Annotated in this window: 12 protein-coding genes; 4 read left to right on the top strand and 8 right to left on the bottom strand. The window is 71.8% G+C overall.

Going from position 1 to position 16,015, the window contains the following annotated elements; all coding sequences use genetic code 11:
- Positions 1–83 precede the first annotated feature (83 nt).
- The gene (locus tag PVK37_RS15870; protein WP_275034782.1) at positions 84–1,709 is read left to right on the top strand and encodes a class I SAM-dependent methyltransferase; all 1,626 of its coding nucleotides are present in this window, start codon (positions 84–86) and stop codon (positions 1,707–1,709) included.
- Positions 1,710–1,780: 71 nt separating this feature from the next.
- Here the strand turns inward: PVK37_RS15870 and PVK37_RS15865 are convergent, their stop codons facing one another.
- Positions 1,781–2,707, bottom strand: a complete 927-nt coding sequence (locus PVK37_RS15865) for a bile acid:sodium symporter family protein (RefSeq protein WP_275034781.1) — start codon at positions 2,705–2,707, stop codon at positions 1,781–1,783.
- Positions 2,708–2,964: 257 nt separating this feature from the next.
- Here PVK37_RS15865 and PVK37_RS15860 point away from each other — a divergent pair, with 257 nt between their 5' ends.
- From PVK37_RS15860 to PVK37_RS15850, 3 genes are all read left to right on the top strand, one after another.
- Positions 2,965–3,375 (top strand): hypothetical protein, encoded by a 411-nt coding sequence (locus PVK37_RS15860; RefSeq protein WP_275034780.1) that lies wholly within the window; start codon positions 2,965–2,967, stop codon positions 3,373–3,375.
- 231 nt (positions 3,376–3,606) lie between these two features.
- Positions 3,607–5,115 (top strand): SulP family inorganic anion transporter, encoded by a 1,509-nt coding sequence (locus PVK37_RS15855; protein ID WP_275034779.1) that lies wholly within the window; start codon positions 3,607–3,609, stop codon positions 5,113–5,115.
- A gap of 113 nt (positions 5,116–5,228) precedes the next feature.
- A complete protein-coding gene (locus tag PVK37_RS15850) occupies positions 5,229–6,752 on the top strand; it encodes a S8 family peptidase (protein ID WP_275034778.1) in 1,524 nt (507 codons plus the stop codon).
- A 62-nt stretch (positions 6,753–6,814) separates the two neighbouring features.
- On the opposite strand, the gene PVK37_RS15845 is transcribed toward PVK37_RS15850, so the two are convergent.
- Genes PVK37_RS15845 through PVK37_RS15815 form a run of 7 tightly spaced genes read right to left on the bottom strand, consistent with a single transcriptional unit; the run spans position 6,815 to position 15,973 of the window.
- Positions 6,815–9,373, bottom strand: coding sequence for a hypothetical protein (locus PVK37_RS15845; protein WP_275034777.1), 2,559 nt, complete (start codon positions 9,371–9,373; stop codon positions 6,815–6,817).
- On the bottom strand, positions 9,366–10,667 hold the full coding sequence (locus tag PVK37_RS15840) for a sialidase family protein (RefSeq protein WP_275034776.1): 1,302 nt from the start codon (positions 10,665–10,667) through the stop codon (positions 9,366–9,368). Before PVK37_RS15840 ends, PVK37_RS15845 begins: the two co-directional genes overlap by 8 nt.
- The gene (locus PVK37_RS15835; protein ID WP_275034775.1) at positions 10,664–11,416 is read right to left on the bottom strand and encodes an HpcH/HpaI aldolase family protein; all 753 of its coding nucleotides are present in this window, start codon (positions 11,414–11,416) and stop codon (positions 10,664–10,666) included. The genes PVK37_RS15840 and PVK37_RS15835 overlap by 4 nt, the downstream gene beginning before the upstream one ends.
- A complete protein-coding gene (locus PVK37_RS15830; protein WP_275034774.1) occupies positions 11,409–12,563 on the bottom strand; it encodes an FGGY family carbohydrate kinase in 1,155 nt (384 codons plus the stop codon). Before PVK37_RS15830 ends, PVK37_RS15835 begins: the two co-directional genes overlap by 8 nt.
- A gap of 4 nt (positions 12,564–12,567) precedes the next feature.
- The gene (locus PVK37_RS15825; RefSeq protein WP_275034773.1) at positions 12,568–14,049 is read right to left on the bottom strand and encodes an ABC transporter substrate-binding protein; all 1,482 of its coding nucleotides are present in this window, start codon (positions 14,047–14,049) and stop codon (positions 12,568–12,570) included.
- A gap of 36 nt (positions 14,050–14,085) precedes the next feature.
- Positions 14,086–15,033, bottom strand: coding sequence for a carbohydrate ABC transporter permease (locus PVK37_RS15820; protein WP_275034772.1), 948 nt, complete (start codon positions 15,031–15,033; stop codon positions 14,086–14,088).
- Positions 15,020–15,973 carry an ABC transporter permease gene (locus PVK37_RS15815; protein WP_275034771.1) on the bottom strand — a complete coding sequence of 318 codons (954 nt, stop codon included), beginning with the start codon at positions 15,971–15,973 and terminating at the stop codon, positions 15,020–15,022. Before PVK37_RS15815 ends, PVK37_RS15820 begins: the two co-directional genes overlap by 14 nt.
- Positions 15,974–16,015: the final 42 nt, after the last annotated feature.

The following is a 16,015-nucleotide window of genomic DNA, read 5'->3' as shown; positions in this document are numbered from 1 at the left end:
CCGACCGGGCCGTCCTGACCGTCCGATCAGTCTTCTGGCACCCTGCCGCGCGCCGCCCGGCGGGCATCGGCTAGGAACGTGGCATGCCCCGCTACCTGCTCTTTCCCGGCCGCCACCACCTGCTGACCCGGTTCCAGGCCGAGTACCTGAGCCGGCTGGCGGCCCAGCGTGACGGCGGCCCGACCGACGGTGGTGAGGTCACCGTGGTCTGGGCGGTCACCTCCGCCAACCACGAGAACACCCGGCGTAACCCGGTCCCCTACCACCGGCGGGAGGCGGCGATCGAACGCTTCAGCGTGCTCGCCGGGCTCCGTTCGGTGGTGGTGCCGATCTTCGACACCACCCCGACCGACCGGTTCGCCGAGGTCACCGTCAAGACCGTGGCGGCGGCCACCGGGTTGGAGCTGACCCCGGCGGACACCGTGATCGCCTGTTCCACCCCGGAGGTGGCCGCGATGTACGAGCGGTTGGGCTTCCGGATCGCCGGGGTGGAGGCGGACGTCGAGCCGACGCCGGCCCGGCCGTGGGACGTCCTGCTACGGCTGGCCGACGGTGACCCGTCGTGGCGGGACCTCGCCCATCCGGCCACCCTCGACGTGTACGCCCGCTACCGGCTCGACGAGCTGGTCCGGTCGGTGGTCAACGACCCGGTGGTCGGCGACGAGGGCGGCCTGACCGCCACCCGCGACTACCGCACGTACGCCGAGGCGTTCACCGACGCCGCGCAGCGCAAGTGGGACGCGGTACGGGAACACGTCCGGCCGGGCCGGATCGTCGACATCGGCTGCGGCGCGGGGGCCGTGCTGGAGCTGGCCGACCGGGATCCGGCCCTGCGGGAGAGCGACCTGATCGGCGTCGAGGTGGCCCGCCAGCTGTTCGAGGAGTGCGTGCACAAGAAGGCGCAGGGGGTGTTCAGCAACCCGAATGTCTTCTTCTACCGGCGCAACGTGCTCGGCGGCGCGGTGTTCGCGCCCCGCTCGGTGGACACCACGATGACCTTCGCGCTCACCCACGAGATCTGGTCGTACGGCGACCGGATGTCGTCCCTGCGCCGGTTCGTGCAGGCCATCTACGACCACACGGTGCCGGGCGGGGTGTGGATCAACAGTGACGTGTGCGGGCCGGACGGCCGGGACCGGCCGGTACGGTTGCGCCTGGCGACGACGGACGGCGCGAACCCGGCCCGGCCGCGCACCGACCTGGCGTCCCTGACGCCCGCCGAGGTGGCCGGGCACGTGCGGGGGCTGTCGACCCGGGCCCGGTTGGACCAGTTCGCGGTCGACTACCGCTTCCCCTTCCCGTACCGCCCGCTGGACAGCGCAGCCGGCCCGGTGGACGGCGCGGTCGGCGCGGCGCAGGGCGCGGTCGGCCCGGTGGACGGCCCGGACAGCCCGGGGGACGGCCCGGACGGAGCGGTCGTCGAGCTGCCGCTGGGCGCGGCGATGGACTTCCTCACCCGCAAGGACTACCCCGACAACTGGCTGTCCGAGACCCAGGAGCAGTTCTGCGGCCTGGAGTGGGCCGACTGGAAGGCGCTCCTCGCCGACGTCGGTTTCGAGGTCGACCCGGCGAGCGGGCCGTTCCGCAACGAGTGGATCGTCACCAACCGGCTCGCCCCGGTCGCCGCCCTCAGCACGGTGACCGGCGCACCGCTGGACTGGCCGGTCACGCACGTGCTGCTGGTCGCCCGCCGCCCGGTCAACACCTGAGGCCGCGAGTCGCCCGGTTCGGGGAGCATCGGATGCCCGTCCCCCGGGGCACCGGGGTTCGGCTGGTCAGCTCATCCGGCGGGGTGCCGGGTGGTCCGGCCGGCCGGACCGGGAGCGGCGGCCGGCGTCTCGGGGCCGGCCGGGGCCCGGCGGGCGGCGACCAGGCCGAACGCGGCGGCGGTGAAGAACATCAGGGTGCCGTAGACCACCGACGGCATCGCCATGGTGCTGTTGTCCAGCAGCGCCGGGCTCATCCCGACGGTGATGGCCAGGGTGGCGTTGTGCAGGCCGATCTCGAACGAGGAGGCGACCGACTCACGGTGCCCGATCCGCAGCAGGCGCGGCGCTAGGTACCCGATCGCCAGGCTGATCACGTTGAAGACCAGGACGATGAGGATGATCTCGCCGAGGGTGTCGAGGACGTCGTCCTTGATGCCGGTGAGCGCCCCGACGATCATCACGACCAGGACCACCACGGACAGGATCTTGACCGGGCGTTCCATCCGGAGCGCGAAGGCGGTGTACCGGGACCGGACGAACATCCCGATCGCGATCGGGATCAGCACCAGGGCGAAGACCTGGAGCACCTTGCCGAACTGGAGCCCGATCGAGTCGTCCGAGCCGACGAAACCGGCCACCGCCAGGTTCACGATCACCGGCAGGGTGAACAGGGCCAGCACCGAGTTCACCGCGGTCAGCGAGACGTTCAGCGCCACGTTGCCCTTGAAGAGGTGGCTGTATAGGCCGGCGGTGCTGCCGCCCGGTGAGGCGGCGAGCAGCATCATGCCGACCGCCAGTTCCGGACGCAGGTCGAAGGCGACCACCAGCCCCAGGGCGATCGCCGGCAGCACCAGCATCTGGCAGCCGAGGCAGATCGCCACCACCCGGGGATGCCGGAGCACCCGGCGGAAGTCCTCGGTGGTGAGACTGAGCCCGATCCCGAGCATGACGATGCCCAACGCGACCGGGAAGAGTGCGATCGACAGTCCGGAACTCATGACGACCACACCCTTGATCGACGTCAGTTGATTGCGTGGAATCATCACACCGCCGTCGACGGCCGGTCATCTCGCGGCGTGCTCAGTGGAGCAGCCGGCCGGACGCGCGCCGACCGGCCGACCCGTACCCCACCTTCCGACCGGCCCGTAGATCCCCTACCTGCCGGAACAGGCGTAACCGACCCCCCGCGCCACGGGTTGATCCCGGTATACCCACGCGGCCCGCGTGGGTAGACGTACCGGCCTGGGGGTGAGCGGTGCCGCGCAGACTCGTCGTCCTCGCCCCGCTGCTCGCCTGGGCCATCCTGCTGCACGTCGGCCTGGTCTGCCGGGTCCCGCTCGCCGCCACCGCCGGGCCGCCGCCCGCGTCCGCCCCGGCCGGCGTCCCGGCGTTCACCTCCGTCCCGTACCGCGCCGTGAGCGCCCTGGCCGGGCCCGACGGGCAGCGCCCGAAACCCATCGTGACCACGGGCTTCGACGCCAAGGCGTGCGGGTCGGTCGCCCGCTCCGGACGGGGCAACCAGGGCACCGACCGGCGCAGCCCGGTGCCCCAGCTCGGGCCGACGCCGCCCGACGGGGCCATCCGCCGGAGCACCTCGACCGTGGACGGTGGCGCGAGCGTCGGCGACGGAGCCCGTCCGGTACGGCTGAGCGTCCTGCGCTGCTGAGCGACGTACGCCGGGGGCCGGTCCCGACCGCCGCCCCGTGCCGTACGGCCGTCGGCTGACGACGTCCCCACCATCGACCGGGCGGTACCCGCCCACCCGACTGTCACTTCCGGTCGCCACCGGCCGCCCGCCGCTGCCCCGCACCCCCGGTCGACGCCGGTGGTCCGCCGGGCAGCCGGCGGGCGGCGGTGACCGGGTCCGTTCTCCCCGCCTTCCCCCCGGATGTGAATCATGATGTCTTCCGCCCCGCCCTGGCGTGCGCTGCGGGCCGACCTGTCCGCCTCCGTCGTCGTCTTCCTCGTGGCGTTGCCGCTCTGCGTCGGCATCGCCGTCGCCTCCGGCGTACCGGCCGAACTGGGCCTGGTCACCGGCATCGTCGGTGGTCTGGTGGTGGGACTCATGCCCGGCAGCAGCCTCCAGGTCAGCGGCCCGGCCGCCGGCCTGACCGTGCTGGTCGCCGAGGCCGTGGACCGGTACGGGCTGGCCGGGCTCGGCACGATCGTCCTGGTCGCCGGGCTGGTCCAGGTCGGTCTGGGGCTGCTGCGGCTGGGCCGCTGGTTCCGCGCCATCACCGTGTCCGTGGTGCAGGGCATGCTCGCCGGCATCGGCCTGCTGCTCATCGCCGGGCAGCTCTACGTGCTGGCCGGTGCCGCCGTGCCGCACTCCGGCACCGGGAAGTTCACCGGGCTGCCGGGGCTGCTGAACGGGATCGTCGTCTCCCACCCGGCCCGGGTCTCGCTCGCCGTGGGCGTGTCGACCATCGTGGTGATGGTGGCCTGGGACGCGTTGCCCGGTCGGCTGCGGACCGTCCCCGGCGCGCTGGTCGCCGTCGTGCTGGCCGCCGGGGTGACCGCCGCGTTCGGGCTGCCGGTCGACACCATCCAGGTGGAGGGGGTGCTGGCGGCGATGCAGCCCTCCCTCGGGCACTGGGGGGAATTGGTCGACCTCGGTGTGCTCGCCACCATCGCCACGTTCACCCTGGTCGCCTCGGCGGAAAGCCTGTTCAGCGCGGCGGCGGTGGACCGGCTGCACCAGGGCCCGCGTACCGACTTCGACAAGGAACTCGTGGCCCAGGGCACCGGCAACGCCATCTGCGGCCTGCTCGGCGCCCTGCCGATGACCGCGGTCATCGTCCGCAGTTCCGCCAACGTACGGGCCGGGGCGCGGACCAAGGCGTCCCGGGTGCTGCACGGCCTGTGGCTGCTGCTGTTCGCCGCCGCCGCGCCCGGCCTGATCGGGCTGATGCCGCTGCCGGCGCTGGCCGCCGTGCTGGTGTACGCCGGATTCAAGCTGCTGCCGCTGCGGGCCCTGCCGGAGCTCTGGCGGGGACACCGGGGCGAGGTGGTGGTGCTGGTGGTGACGGCGACGGCCATCCTCACCACGGACATGTTCACCGGGGTGCTGGTCGGTCTGGGCCTGGCGGTGGTCAAGACCGCCTGGGAGACGTCGCACGTGCGGGTCACCGTCCGGGACGCCGGGGCCGGCCCGATCGACGTCGCGATCACCGGCAACGCCACCTTCCTGCGGCTGCCCACCATTCTCACCACGCTGAACGGGCTGCCCGCCGACCGGACCGTACGGCTCGACCTGAGCGGCCTGCGCCACGTCGACCATGCCTGCCGGACGGCGCTGGACACCTGGATCGAGACGCACAACAGCAACACGGGGGTGTCCGTGCACGTCGTGGCCCCGCGTCCGGCCGGGGACGACCAGCCCCGCACGGTCGAGGCCACCGAGTGAGCCCGGCCGGGACAGCCAGTCCGGCCCACAGCACATAACATCGCTATCGGTCGATACCTCGTGTCGCTGCGGAACGACGGGGACCGCAACGGGGACCGACCGGGAGGGCAGCGATGCGGACACCGCAGGTCAGTTCACACCGGTACGCCACCTCGCGGCGGCTCGGCGCGCTCGCGCTGGCCGTCACGGCCACGGCGGCATCGCTGGCCGGCGTCGCCGCACCGGCCGGCGCGACCGGCACAGCGTCGCTGGTCGGCGCGACCGGAGCGGCGTCGCTGGCCGGCACGACGTCGCTGGCCGGCACGACGTCGCTGGCCGGCACGACGTCGCTGGCCGGCGTCGCCGCACCGGCCGGCGCGACCGGCCCGGCAGCCGTAGACGGGTCGGTCACCATCCTCGGTGCCGACCAGCCGACCGCGATCCCGGGCAGCTACATCGTCGTACTCAGGGACAGCGTCGTCCTGCGGGACACCAGCATCCTGACCCGGAACGGCCGGGTGCCGGCCGGCGCCCTGTCCGCGTCGGCCCGGCAGGCGGCCCGGGACGCGGTGGACCGAACCGCGCGGGCCGTCGCCCACCGGTACGGGGCGACCGTGGGTCACCAGTACAGTGCCGCGCTGCGCGGTTTCACCATCCGGGCCGACGAGGCGGCGGCCCGGCGCATCGCCACCGACGGGTCCGTGGCCTTCGTGGAACAGAACCGCCGGATCCGGCTCGACGCCCCGGCCACCCCCGGCAGCGCCCCGGCCACCACCGACAGCGGCACCGCACCGGTCACCGTGCTGGGCACCCAGCCGAACCCGCCGTCCTGGGGCCTGGACCGGGTGGACCAGGCCGCCCTGCCGCTGGACGGCTCGTTCAGCTACCCGTCCGGCGGTGGGCAGGGCGTGCACGCGTACGTCATCGACTCCGGCATCCGCTTCACCCACCAGGACTTCGGCGGCCGGGTGGTCAACGGCGTCGACGTGGTGGACGGCGGCACCGCCGACGACTGCTACGGCCACGGCAGCCACGTCGCCGGCACCCTGGGCGGCGGCACGTACGGGGTGGCGAAGAACGTCACGCTGGTCGCGGTACGGGTCTGGGCGTGCGACGCCACCGGTGACATCGCCACCACCACCCAGGCGATCGACTGGGTGACCGCGAACGCCCAGCACCCCGCCGTGGCGAACATGAGCTTCGGCAACTCGACCACACTCAACCCCGGCGCGTACGAGGCGGCCACCACCGGGCTGATCAACTCGGGGGTCACCGTGGTCGCGTCCGCCGGCAACGACGGCGGGGACGCCTGCGTGAAGACGCCCGCGTTCATCCCGGCGGTACTCACCGTCGGGTCGACCTGGCCGGACGACGGTGCCGCCTGGCTGAGCAACCAGGGTCCGTGCGTGGACCTGTTCGCGCCCGGCCAGAGCATCGTCTCCGCCGGGTACGACACCGACACCGCGTGGGCCACGAAGTCCGGTACCTCGATGGCGGCACCGCACGTCGCCGGGGCCGCCGCGCTGATCCTCGCCGCGCACCCGACCTGGACGCCGGCGCAGGTGCACGCCCGGGTGCTCGCCGACGCCACCCCGGGCGTCGTCTTCAACACCCGGCCCAACACCACCGGCCGGATGCTGTACGTGCCGCCCACCTGAGCCGTCCGCCCGGCATCCCGGATCAGGTCGGCGCCGGTACCGGCGCCGACCTGACGGTCCGGCTAGTAGGGGTTCTCGAACGGCGGCGCGGTGGCGACGAGCCCCCGCGGGTCCTCCTGACGCAGGATCCGGTTCTCCACCCGGTCCATCCGGTTGTAGCGGACCACGTTGTTCTTCCCGCCCCGGGCGAGCACGCCGTTGCGGTCCTGGAAGATGTAGTTCGCCTCGACCACGGTGGAGTCGCAGCGGCGCAGGTTGATCGAGCCCTCGAGTTCGGGGTCCGCCTGGTCCCGCCGGGAGAACCAGATGTTGTAGTACTGGTTGGTCTGGGTGGCCGAGCCACGGGACCAGAGCTGGTTACGCCGTACGGTGTTCGCGAACAGCCCGCCGGGCACGTCCTCGGTGCCGGCGTCACCGCCGTACAGGTTCAGCGCGTCCGAGCCGGTGAGCATGTTGTTGTAGATGAGGTTGTACGCGCCCACCGAGCGGCGCGCGAAGCCGGTCTTCTTGAAGCCGGACCAGATGCTGAGCCCACCGGCGCTGCGCAGTTCGTTGCCGGCGATGACGTTGTCGAAGCCACCCCCGTAGAAGGGTTGCAGGTAACCCCGCCCGTTGCTGTACACGTTGTTGAGCCACAGGTTGTTGACCGCCGGGCTGAAGATGATGTCGATCTTCGAGGTGGTGTCGGGCACGGTACGCCAGGGCCGGTCCAGGGTCAGGGTGCCGTTGCCGTCGTTGTCGACGATCCGGCGGTACTGGCCGAAGCCGCGCCCCTCGGCGACCCACGCGTAGAGCTCGGTCGAGGTCGCCCGGGCCGCGCCCGCCGGCAGGGCGGAGCTGGTCCGGACGGTGGTACCGGTCGCCCCGGTCACCGTCACCTCCTCGCCCACGTCGCCGGCCTCGGCCATCAGCACCTCGCTGGCGTTGCCCCGGCCACCGATCTCGTGGATCCGGTTGCCGCAGAGGTAGACCCGGGTCATGTTCATCTGGGAGATCAGGCCACGGCCACCGGAGTACAGCTCGTTGTCCTCGAACACCGAGTCGGACCAACCCATGATCATCCCGATGTTCGAGTCCTGCCGCTGATGCGAGGAGAACGAGTTGCGGACGATCATCGCGTGGTGGTGCGCGTGCCGGCCGGCGTACATCGAGATCGGCTCGTGGGCATCGACGACACAGTCGGAGATCACCAGCCGGGCGGTCGGGCTCACCACGTGGATGCCGCCGTTGGTCGGCGAGAAGCCGCTCTGGAACGCGTACGTCGTGGTCCGCACCGTGATGTCGACGCGCTTGACGAAGGCGTCCGCCAGCACCTTCTCCGGGTCGGAGTTGCCGATCAGCACGGCGGTGAAGTTCCGCGATCCGGCCTGGATGGCGAGGTCGGAGACGCCGGAGCCGCCCTCCAGCCAGACCAGCGGCTGGTGCGGGGCCCAGTACGGGGTGTAGTCGCCGGCGAAGCCCCGGCGGAAGGCCGGCGACGGGAACAGGTTGCCGACCGGGAAGGTGCCCTGGAACGGCACGTCGAGCGGGGTGGTGAGCCGGGTCGCGCCGCGCCCACTGCCCTCGAGCACCACCCCGTCGGGGACCCGCAGGGTACGGCCGATCGCGATCGGTCCGCTGGGCAGCCGGACGATGCCGCCGCCCCGCCGCCCCACCGCGTCCAGCCGGTCCTGGATGCGACGCCAGTTGTCGTCGTAGCTCGCGCCCTCGGAGATCTTGACGACCTCGGTCCGGGGCCGGCCGCCCGGCGCGCCGACCTGGTCGGTGAGGTCGTGCCGGGCCAGCCGGTTGACCAGGGTCCGCTTCGCCCGGACCAGGAGCCGGACCGCGTTGCTCCAGCCGTCCGCCAGCCCGAACCGGCCGTGCAGGCTGAGGTCGTACTCCCCGTCCGGCAGGTCCTCGGGCATCCGGATCTGCGCCACGTACGGCTTGTAGTTCGGCCGGGTCTGGCCTTCCCCGTCGTAGAGCTGCGCCCAGTGGACGGCACCGCCACCGACCTTCCGCAGCGCGATCGGGTAGTCGTAGTCCGTGCCCCGGAAGACGTAGTTCGGCAGCAGGTTGCGGCCGAAGACCCGGATGGTCTCTCCCGGTACGACCAGGTCGGTCTCCAGGAAGAAGATGCCGGCCCGGTTGACGACGTAGGGCGGCGACCAGTCGTCGCCGTCGCGGACCCACACGGCGGTGGGGAAGACACTCAGGTCGGCGGCGGGCGTCGGGTAGCCGATGTGGCCCACGATCAGGGCCTGCGGACGCGTCCCGTTCACGATGGCCGCCTTGACCGCGCCGGTCGGCGGCCGGGCGGGCAGCGCGCTCGGCTGGCCGAGGCTCGCCTTCGCGGCGTCCTTGGTGTCCTTGGGCAGCTTGAACAGCCACACCTCGGACGAGGAGGAGAAGCCCTCGCCGACGACCACCATCGAGGAGCCGTCGTCGACCGACTCGGTGACGTGCGAGATGGAGACCCGGGAGCGCGGTGGCTCGGTGGGCTCGCTGGCCGGCGCGGCCACCGGTGCCGCGGCGTGCGCCGGTCCGGTGCCGGCGATGGTTCCGGTGACGGTGCCGACGGCTGCCGCGGCACCGGCGGCCTGCAACAGCGTGCGGCGTTTCAGGTCGAAGTCAGGCATGGTGGTGGTCCTTCCTCGCGGGGGACGGGTGTGGTGGTTCCCCGTCGGCCAGGGCCTCCCGCCGCAGGCGACGGGCCAGCGCGTCGGGATCGGCCCGGGAGATGACGGTGCGGTGGATGCGGTCGGGCCGACCGGCGGCGATGTCCGCCTCGGTGAGCCGGACCAGCAGGAAGTGGCCGTGGGTGCTGCGGTTGTAGTCGTAGGACACGCAGACGTCCCCGTCGGGGAGCTGCGCGACGTCGGGGTACGCCACCTTGGAGCGGGCGTCGATCAGCAGGCCCGACGTCCAGGTGACGCCGTCGTCCCGGGAGAGGAACGCGGTGAGCTGGTGGCGGCCGTGCCCGGGGGCCGCCCGGTCGAGTTCGGTGCCGTTCTTGACCAGGAGCAGGGCACCACTGCGCAACCGCTGCAGCGCGTGCCGGGAGTTGGGTTGGCGGATGACCGGCGAGGGTCGGGGCGGTGTCCAGCTCGCGCCGCCGTCGTGGGAGTACGACTCGGCGAGGCCACCGCTGGCCACCCGGGCCGTCATCCAGAGGGTCCGGTCGCGTCGTTGCACCAGGCGGGGCTCGTCGTAGTCGGGGGGCGTGAAGCGCACCGTGGCGAGACGCCGCCAGGTCGCCCCGTCGTCGCGGCTGCGCAGCACCGTGACGCCGCGCCGGCTGTCGAGTTCGTGGAAGCTGTCGGCGTAGGGGTTTCTCGGCCACGACTCGCGCGGCGTGCGGGCAGGGGTCTCGATCCGGCTGCGGTCCCAGAGTGATCCGGCCAGCAGCCAGGTCCCGTCGTCGAGGACGACCGGCTTGTTGAGCGGCGCGCCGTCGTCGATCCGGCGCGGCGCGGACCAGGTGAGGGTGTCGGCGTCGGCGTCGGGCGACACCATGCACCACAGTCCGGCGCGCCCGTCGAAGTAGGTGACCGCCTGGTCGAAGAAGAGCCAGAGCCGGTTGGCGGGGTCGACCCACACCGCGCCGACCAGGCTGCGCCGCCGCAGCGGGTCGTCCGGGTCGTCCGGGTCGTCCGGGTCGTCCGGGTCGACCAGGGTGACCGGGTCCGACCAGGTGCCGCCCCCGTCGTCGCTGCGCCGCAGGACGACGAAGGCACGGTGGTCGTCGCCGCCCGCGATCGACGCCGCCCACAGTCGTCCGCCCCGGGTCGCGTCGATGCCGAGGGCCATGCCGTAGTCGAAGGCGGTCGGGTAGCGCGCCAACGCCGGTCCGGCGACCACCGTCGGTTCGCGCAGCGCCTGCCGCGCGGCGTGGTCCAGGTCTTCGGCGGTCAGCGGTTCGGGGACGGTCATGGGGCACCTTTCGTTGCCAGGAACGCGTGCGCGTCACGCGCCGCCCGGTGCAGCAGGGCGGAGTCGCTCGACCAGGCGATCCAGTGGAAGCCGTGCGCCAGGGCGGTGGTCAGCAGCCCACGGTCGGAGGTCATGACGCCCACCGTCAGGCCGTGGTCACGACCGGCGGCGGCGAGGGCCGCGACGGCCTCGGCGAGCACCGGATGGTCGTACCGGCCGGGTGCCCCGAGGTCGGCGAGCAGGTCGTTCGGCCCGAGGACCAGGCCGTCGAGGCCGGGCACCGAGGCGATCGTGTCCACCAGCGCCAGACCGCGCGCCGTCTCGATCTGGCCGAAGCAGCGCACCGTACGGTTGGCGTGTTCGAGGTAGCTGGCCGGGTCGACCCGGCTGAACCCGGTGTGGGCCCGGAAGGTGCTCACCCCCCGGCGGCCGAGGGGCGGGTACTTCGTGTGTTCGACGAGTCGTTCGCAGTCGGCCCGGGTCGAGATCATCGGGGCGACGATCCCGGCCGCTCCGGCGTCGAGGAAGCCCAGCACCCGGCTCCGGTCGGTGACCGGGGTCCGGACGTAGACGTCGAAGTCGGTGCGGGCGGCCGCGATCGTGGTGGTCACCTGGCCGGGGTCGAAGGATCCGTGTTCGCAGTCGACCACCGCGAACCGGAGTCCCGCGCTGTGCAACAACGCTGGCAGGGCGGAGCCGGCGAACTCCGCGACCAGCGTGCCGAACGCCGGCGGTCGACGGTCAGCCATGGACCAGCGCCCGGGATCCGGTCCCGGGTGGCCGGAACGTCGCCGGTCGGGCGAGTCGCGCCAGTCCGAGCAGGGAGTGGTCGTGGGTCGGGTCCACCGTCGTCGGCAGGCCGGTCAGGCGTCCCAGGGCGGCGGCGAAGCCGGGGGTGGCGTCGACCGCCCCGCCGGTGGCGACGATCCGCCGCGCGTCGTGGGCCGGGTCCAGCAGGTCGACGGCGTCCGCGAACGGACGGGCAGCCGCCTCGTCCGCCCGGTCCGGGCCGGTCGCGGAACCGCCCGGAAGCCCCGACACGACGTGCAGGTAGCTGGCCCCGAGGTACGGGCGGACCTCGACGCCGGGGGCCGGGGCCGGTGCGGCTGACACCCGGCTGACCAGTCCGGCCGTGCCGACGGAGACGACGACGGTGCTGCCGTCGTCCGCGCCCGCCCCGTGCACGGCGGCCTGGTTGTCGCCGAGTTCGGGGTGGACGCGCATCCCGGTCCGCGCCGCGACCCCGACCGGCAGCAGGTCGTGGGTGACCTGCGGGAAGGTCAGACCGTCCAGTCCGGTGAAGTGGAGCAGTTCCGGACTCCACTCGTCGCGTACCAGGTCGTACAGCCCGGTCGCGGCGGCGAGCGTCACGTGCGTGACGTGTTCCCCGGTCAGGTGTTCCAGGATGAGGCTCCCCAGGGTGTGGAACCGTCCGCGCAGCGGCCGGTCGGCGGTCAGGGCGACCTGGTAGGCGTTGGCGAGCGGCGAGTCCGGCCGGAGCCGGGTGCCGGTGCGCGCGAACGCCTCCCGGGGCAGCCCGGCGGCCAGCCGCTGGTACGCCGTCCGGCCGTCGCCGCCGGTTTCCAGGCAGCGGCGGTCCTGCCAGGTGAGGTACCCGGTGGCCGGTGTGTCGATGGCGAAGCCGCGCATGTGGGCGCTGAGTCTCAGTTCGGGCGACGGGCCGTGCCGGGCGGTGGACCGCTCGACGACCTCGTCGAGGCCACGTCGGACGGAGTCGACGCTCCAGGTCGTCCGGAGCCCGGACCGCTGGACGTCGAAGTGGTGGTCGGTGCGGTGGGCGGGCAGCGTCAGCAGGGTGTCCCGGCGGACGACCGCTGCCTTGACCCGGGTGGTGCCGACGTCGACCAGCAGGGTGTCGGGGTCGGGTGACGGCATCGACTCAGGAGTTCTTGAACTCGGACAATTGCTGCTGGGCGGCCGCCAGCACCCGGGGCATGCCGGCCCGGTCCAGGGCGGTACGGAGGTTCGACAGCGCCACGTCGGCCTTCAGTTGCCCGATCATCGCCAGGTTGGCGTGTTCCTGGATGGCGGCGGTGACCGCCGCGACCTCGGTGCGGATGCTGTCGGTGGCGAGCGAGAAGCCGATGGCCTTCGACGGCACGGCGGTGGCGTTCAGCTCGCGTTCCCGCTCCCACCGCTTGGCGGTGGCGTCCTCCTGGTTCCGGTACGGCGCGTTGAACTGGTTGCCGAAGACCCAGTCGGTGTTCGGGTTCCAGGCGGCCTGCTTGGGGCCGGCTTCCAGGACCTGCGGATCGGTGGCGCTGGCCTGGTAGTGCGTGCCCTCGATGCCGAAGCAGATGGTGCGGTAGATGTCCTGGTCGGTGTTGAGCGCCTCCAGGAACGACATCGCCTCCACCGCGTGCGGCGCGTCGGCGTTGATTCCGGTCAGGGTGGCCAGCACCCCGTCGGTGTTGAGCAGCGGCGTCGTGACGAAGGTGGCGCCGATGGTGGGGAAGTCGGTGTACTGCGGGTTGGTGGGAAGGTACTGCGCGTCGGCGAAGGCGGTCCGGCCGGCGTTCCACCGCACCTGCATGTCGTTCGGGGTGGGCGGGGTGGGTTCGGTGTACCCCCGCTCGTTCCACCGGCGGGCGGTCCGCACGGCCTCCTCGAACTCGGGCGTGTCGAACCAGGACAGCGCGGTCAGGGCCGAATCGTCGTAGCGGACGGCGAGTCCGAGCGTGGTGGCGATCGGGTCGTAGCCGTGGATCTCCGGGTGGAACAGCGCGCCGTGGCCGCCGTTCGACGTGGACCACGGCAGCAGCTTCCCGGCCTGCTTGACCCGGGCCAGGTAGGGCTCGAGTTCGGCGTACGACGAGATCGTCGACGGGTCCAGGCCGAGCTGTTCGACGACCTCCTTCTTCGCCTGGTATCCCCACATCTTCGGGAAGCGCTGCTGGTTGATGACGCCGTACAGCTTGCCCTTGACCCGGGCGGCGTTCCAGGTGTCGGCGGACATGCTGGCCTGGAGCTTGGGGGCGTGCCGGCTCAGCAGGTCGTCGAGGGCCAGCAGGTTGCCGCTGGAGGCGTTGGTGGCGTACGGGTTGGACCAGGGCGCGGTGAAGTAGAGGTCTCCGGGGTCGCCGGAGGCCACCTTGAGCCCCATCACCTTGTTGTAGTCCTGGAGCGGGTTCAGTCGGACGGAGTACGTGGCGCCCTTCTGCCGGAGCAGGTCGTTCAGGGTCTGCTGGATGAGTCCGACGTCGGGCAGTTCCCGGGTGGCCATGAAGCTGTAGGTCAACGTCGCGGCTCCGCCGGACTTCTCGTCGTCGGAGGAGCAGCCGGAGAGGAAGGAGCCGCCGAGTAGCGCGCCGGCGGTGGCACCGGTGGCGGTCAGGAAGGACCGTCTGCTGATCTTTGCCATGGGTTGTGCGTCCCTTCGGTGGTGGCGGGGTGTCGGTCAGTCCTTGACGCCGCCAAGGGTGATTCCCTTGATCAGGAATTTCTGGAGGAAGAAGAAGGCGAGGACGATCGGGCCGATCGCCAACATCGCGATGGCCGCCCGCGCCGACTGCACCGGGATGTCACCGGCCTGGCCGGCCAGGGCGGGGTTGGCGAGGGCGAAGTCGATACTGGAGCCGACCCGGTAGAGCAGCAGCTGCACCGGCATGAGCGAGCGGTCCTGGATGTAGAGCAGTCCCAGCCACCAGTCGTTCCAGTACTGGAGGATGACGAACAGTCCGACCGCGCCGAGGGCGGGTTTCGACAGCGGCAGAACGATCGACCAGAACGTCCGGAGTTCACCGGCGCCGTCGATCCGGGCCGCGTCGAACAGGTCGGCGGGCAGGCCCTTGAAGTAGGTGCGCAGGAGCAGGACGTACCAGGGCGCGACCAGGTACGGCAGGATCAGCACCCAGATGGTGTCCTGGAGCTGGTAGTACCGGGTGATGACGATGTACAGCGGCACCAGTCCACCGTTGAAGATCATCGTGAACAGGACCAGGAACGCCAGCGGCTTGGCTAGCCGGAAGTCGGGTCGGGACAACGCGAACGCCATCAGCGACATGATCAGCAGCGACGCCGTCGTGCCGACGGTGGTCACCACGACGGACACCGCGTAGCTGCGGACCAGTTGTTCCGAGTTCTCCAGCACGAACCGGTAGGCGTCCAGGGTGAAGCCCCTGGGCCAGAGCGCGTACCCGTGCTCGTTGAGCTGCCGTTCCTCGGAGAACGACGCGGACAGCATGACGAGCAGCGGGACGATGAAGGCCGCGGCGACCGCCGCCATCACCAGCCGGAGCAGGACGGCTGACGCCGACCGTGGAGCCGGTCGTCCGGACCGTGCCGACAGGGCGGCGGCGGTGCCGGTGGTGGTGTCCCGGGTGTCGGTGACGTCAGAAGAGAGCATTGTCGGCACTTCTCCTCCGCACGTACCAGTTGGCCCCGACCACCAGCACCAGCCCGACGACGGCCTGGTAGAGCCCGGCCGCGGCGGCCATGCCCACGTCGCCGGTGGTGGTCAGCGCCCGGTAGACATAGGTGTCGATGACGTCGGTGGTCGGGTAGAGCGCCGGGCTGTTCTGGGTGACCTGGAAGAACAGCCCGAAGTCGGCGTTGAACACCTTGCTCACCGAGAGCAGGACGTTGATGGTGATCAACGGCAGGATCAGCGGCAGCGTGATCCGGCGGGTCTGCTGCCAGCGGGAGGCCCCGTCGAGGCTCGCCGCCTCGTAGAGCGACGGGTTGATCGCCAGAATGCCGGCCAGGTACACGATCACCCAGAAGCCGACGCCCTTCCACAGGTCGACCGAGGTGAGGATGGCCGGCCAGTACGAGGGTTCGGCGTACCAGTTGACGGCCGGCAGCGAGACGAGGTCGAGCAGTTGGTTGAGCAGGCCGCTGCGGGCGTCGAGGAACGCGGTCGCCAGGTGTGCGACGACGACCCAGGACAGCACGAACGGCAGGAACATCGCGGACTGTGTCACCTTGGTCAGCAGGGGTGACCGGTCCCGCAGCTCGTTGATCAGGATCGCCAGGGTCAGCGCCACCACCAGGGTGGCGACGATGAACAGCGCGTTCATGGCGACGGTGTTGCGGGTGATCCGCCAGGCGTCCCCGGCGAACAGGTAGGCGAAGTTGTCGAAGCCGACGTTCTCGCTGCCCCAGATCCCCCGCCGGGGACGGAAGTTCTTGAAGGCGAGCACCACCCCGAAAAGCGGGACGTAGTTGAAGAGGATCAAGGCGACCAGTCCGGGGGCGCAGAGCGCGAGGTACAGCAGCTCCCGTCGCACCGCCTGTCGCCGGCGCGACCGGCGCGACGCCCGCTGGGCGTCAGTCCTTGTTCGCACGGCTCGTTCACCTACTTTGCTGTGGTGCTCCGCTCCCCCCGG

Origin of the sequence: Micromonospora cathayae (assembly GCF_028993575.1) — a bacterium.
Classification (GTDB): Bacteria; Actinomycetota; Actinomycetes; order Mycobacteriales; family Micromonosporaceae; genus Micromonospora; species Micromonospora cathayae.
The sequence above is the reverse complement of the archived record's forward strand: the minus strand, read 5'-3'. Positions and strand labels throughout refer to the sequence as shown.

What these genes read in the sequence shown, in the direction of transcription:
- PVK37_RS15865 (WP_275034781.1), bottom strand. Translation starts at nt 2,707, where the DNA reads ATGAGTTCCGGACTGTCGATCGCACTCTTCCCGGTCGCGTTGGGCATC.
- PVK37_RS15820 (WP_275034772.1), bottom strand. Translation starts at nt 15,033, where the DNA reads ATGCTCTCTTCTGACGTCACCGACACCCGGGACACCACCACCGGCACC.
- PVK37_RS15850 (WP_275034778.1), top strand. Translation starts at nt 5,229, where the DNA reads ATGCGGACACCGCAGGTCAGTTCACACCGGTACGCCACCTCGCGGCGG.
- PVK37_RS15835 (WP_275034775.1), bottom strand. Translation starts at nt 11,416, where the DNA reads ATGGCTGACCGTCGACCGCCGGCGTTCGGCACGCTGGTCGCGGAGTTC.
- PVK37_RS15870 (WP_275034782.1), top strand. Translation starts at nt 84, where the DNA reads ATGCCCCGCTACCTGCTCTTTCCCGGCCGCCACCACCTGCTGACCCGG.
- PVK37_RS15855 (WP_275034779.1), top strand. Translation starts at nt 3,607, where the DNA reads ATGATGTCTTCCGCCCCGCCCTGGCGTGCGCTGCGGGCCGACCTGTCC.
- PVK37_RS15845 (WP_275034777.1), bottom strand. Translation starts at nt 9,373, where the DNA reads ATGCCTGACTTCGACCTGAAACGCCGCACGCTGTTGCAGGCCGCCGGT.
- PVK37_RS15830 (WP_275034774.1), bottom strand. Translation starts at nt 12,563, where the DNA reads ATGCCGTCACCCGACCCCGACACCCTGCTGGTCGACGTCGGCACCACC.
- PVK37_RS15825 (WP_275034773.1), bottom strand. Translation starts at nt 14,049, where the DNA reads ATGGCAAAGATCAGCAGACGGTCCTTCCTGACCGCCACCGGTGCCACC.
- PVK37_RS15840 (WP_275034776.1), bottom strand. Translation starts at nt 10,667, where the DNA reads ATGACCGTCCCCGAACCGCTGACCGCCGAAGACCTGGACCACGCCGCG.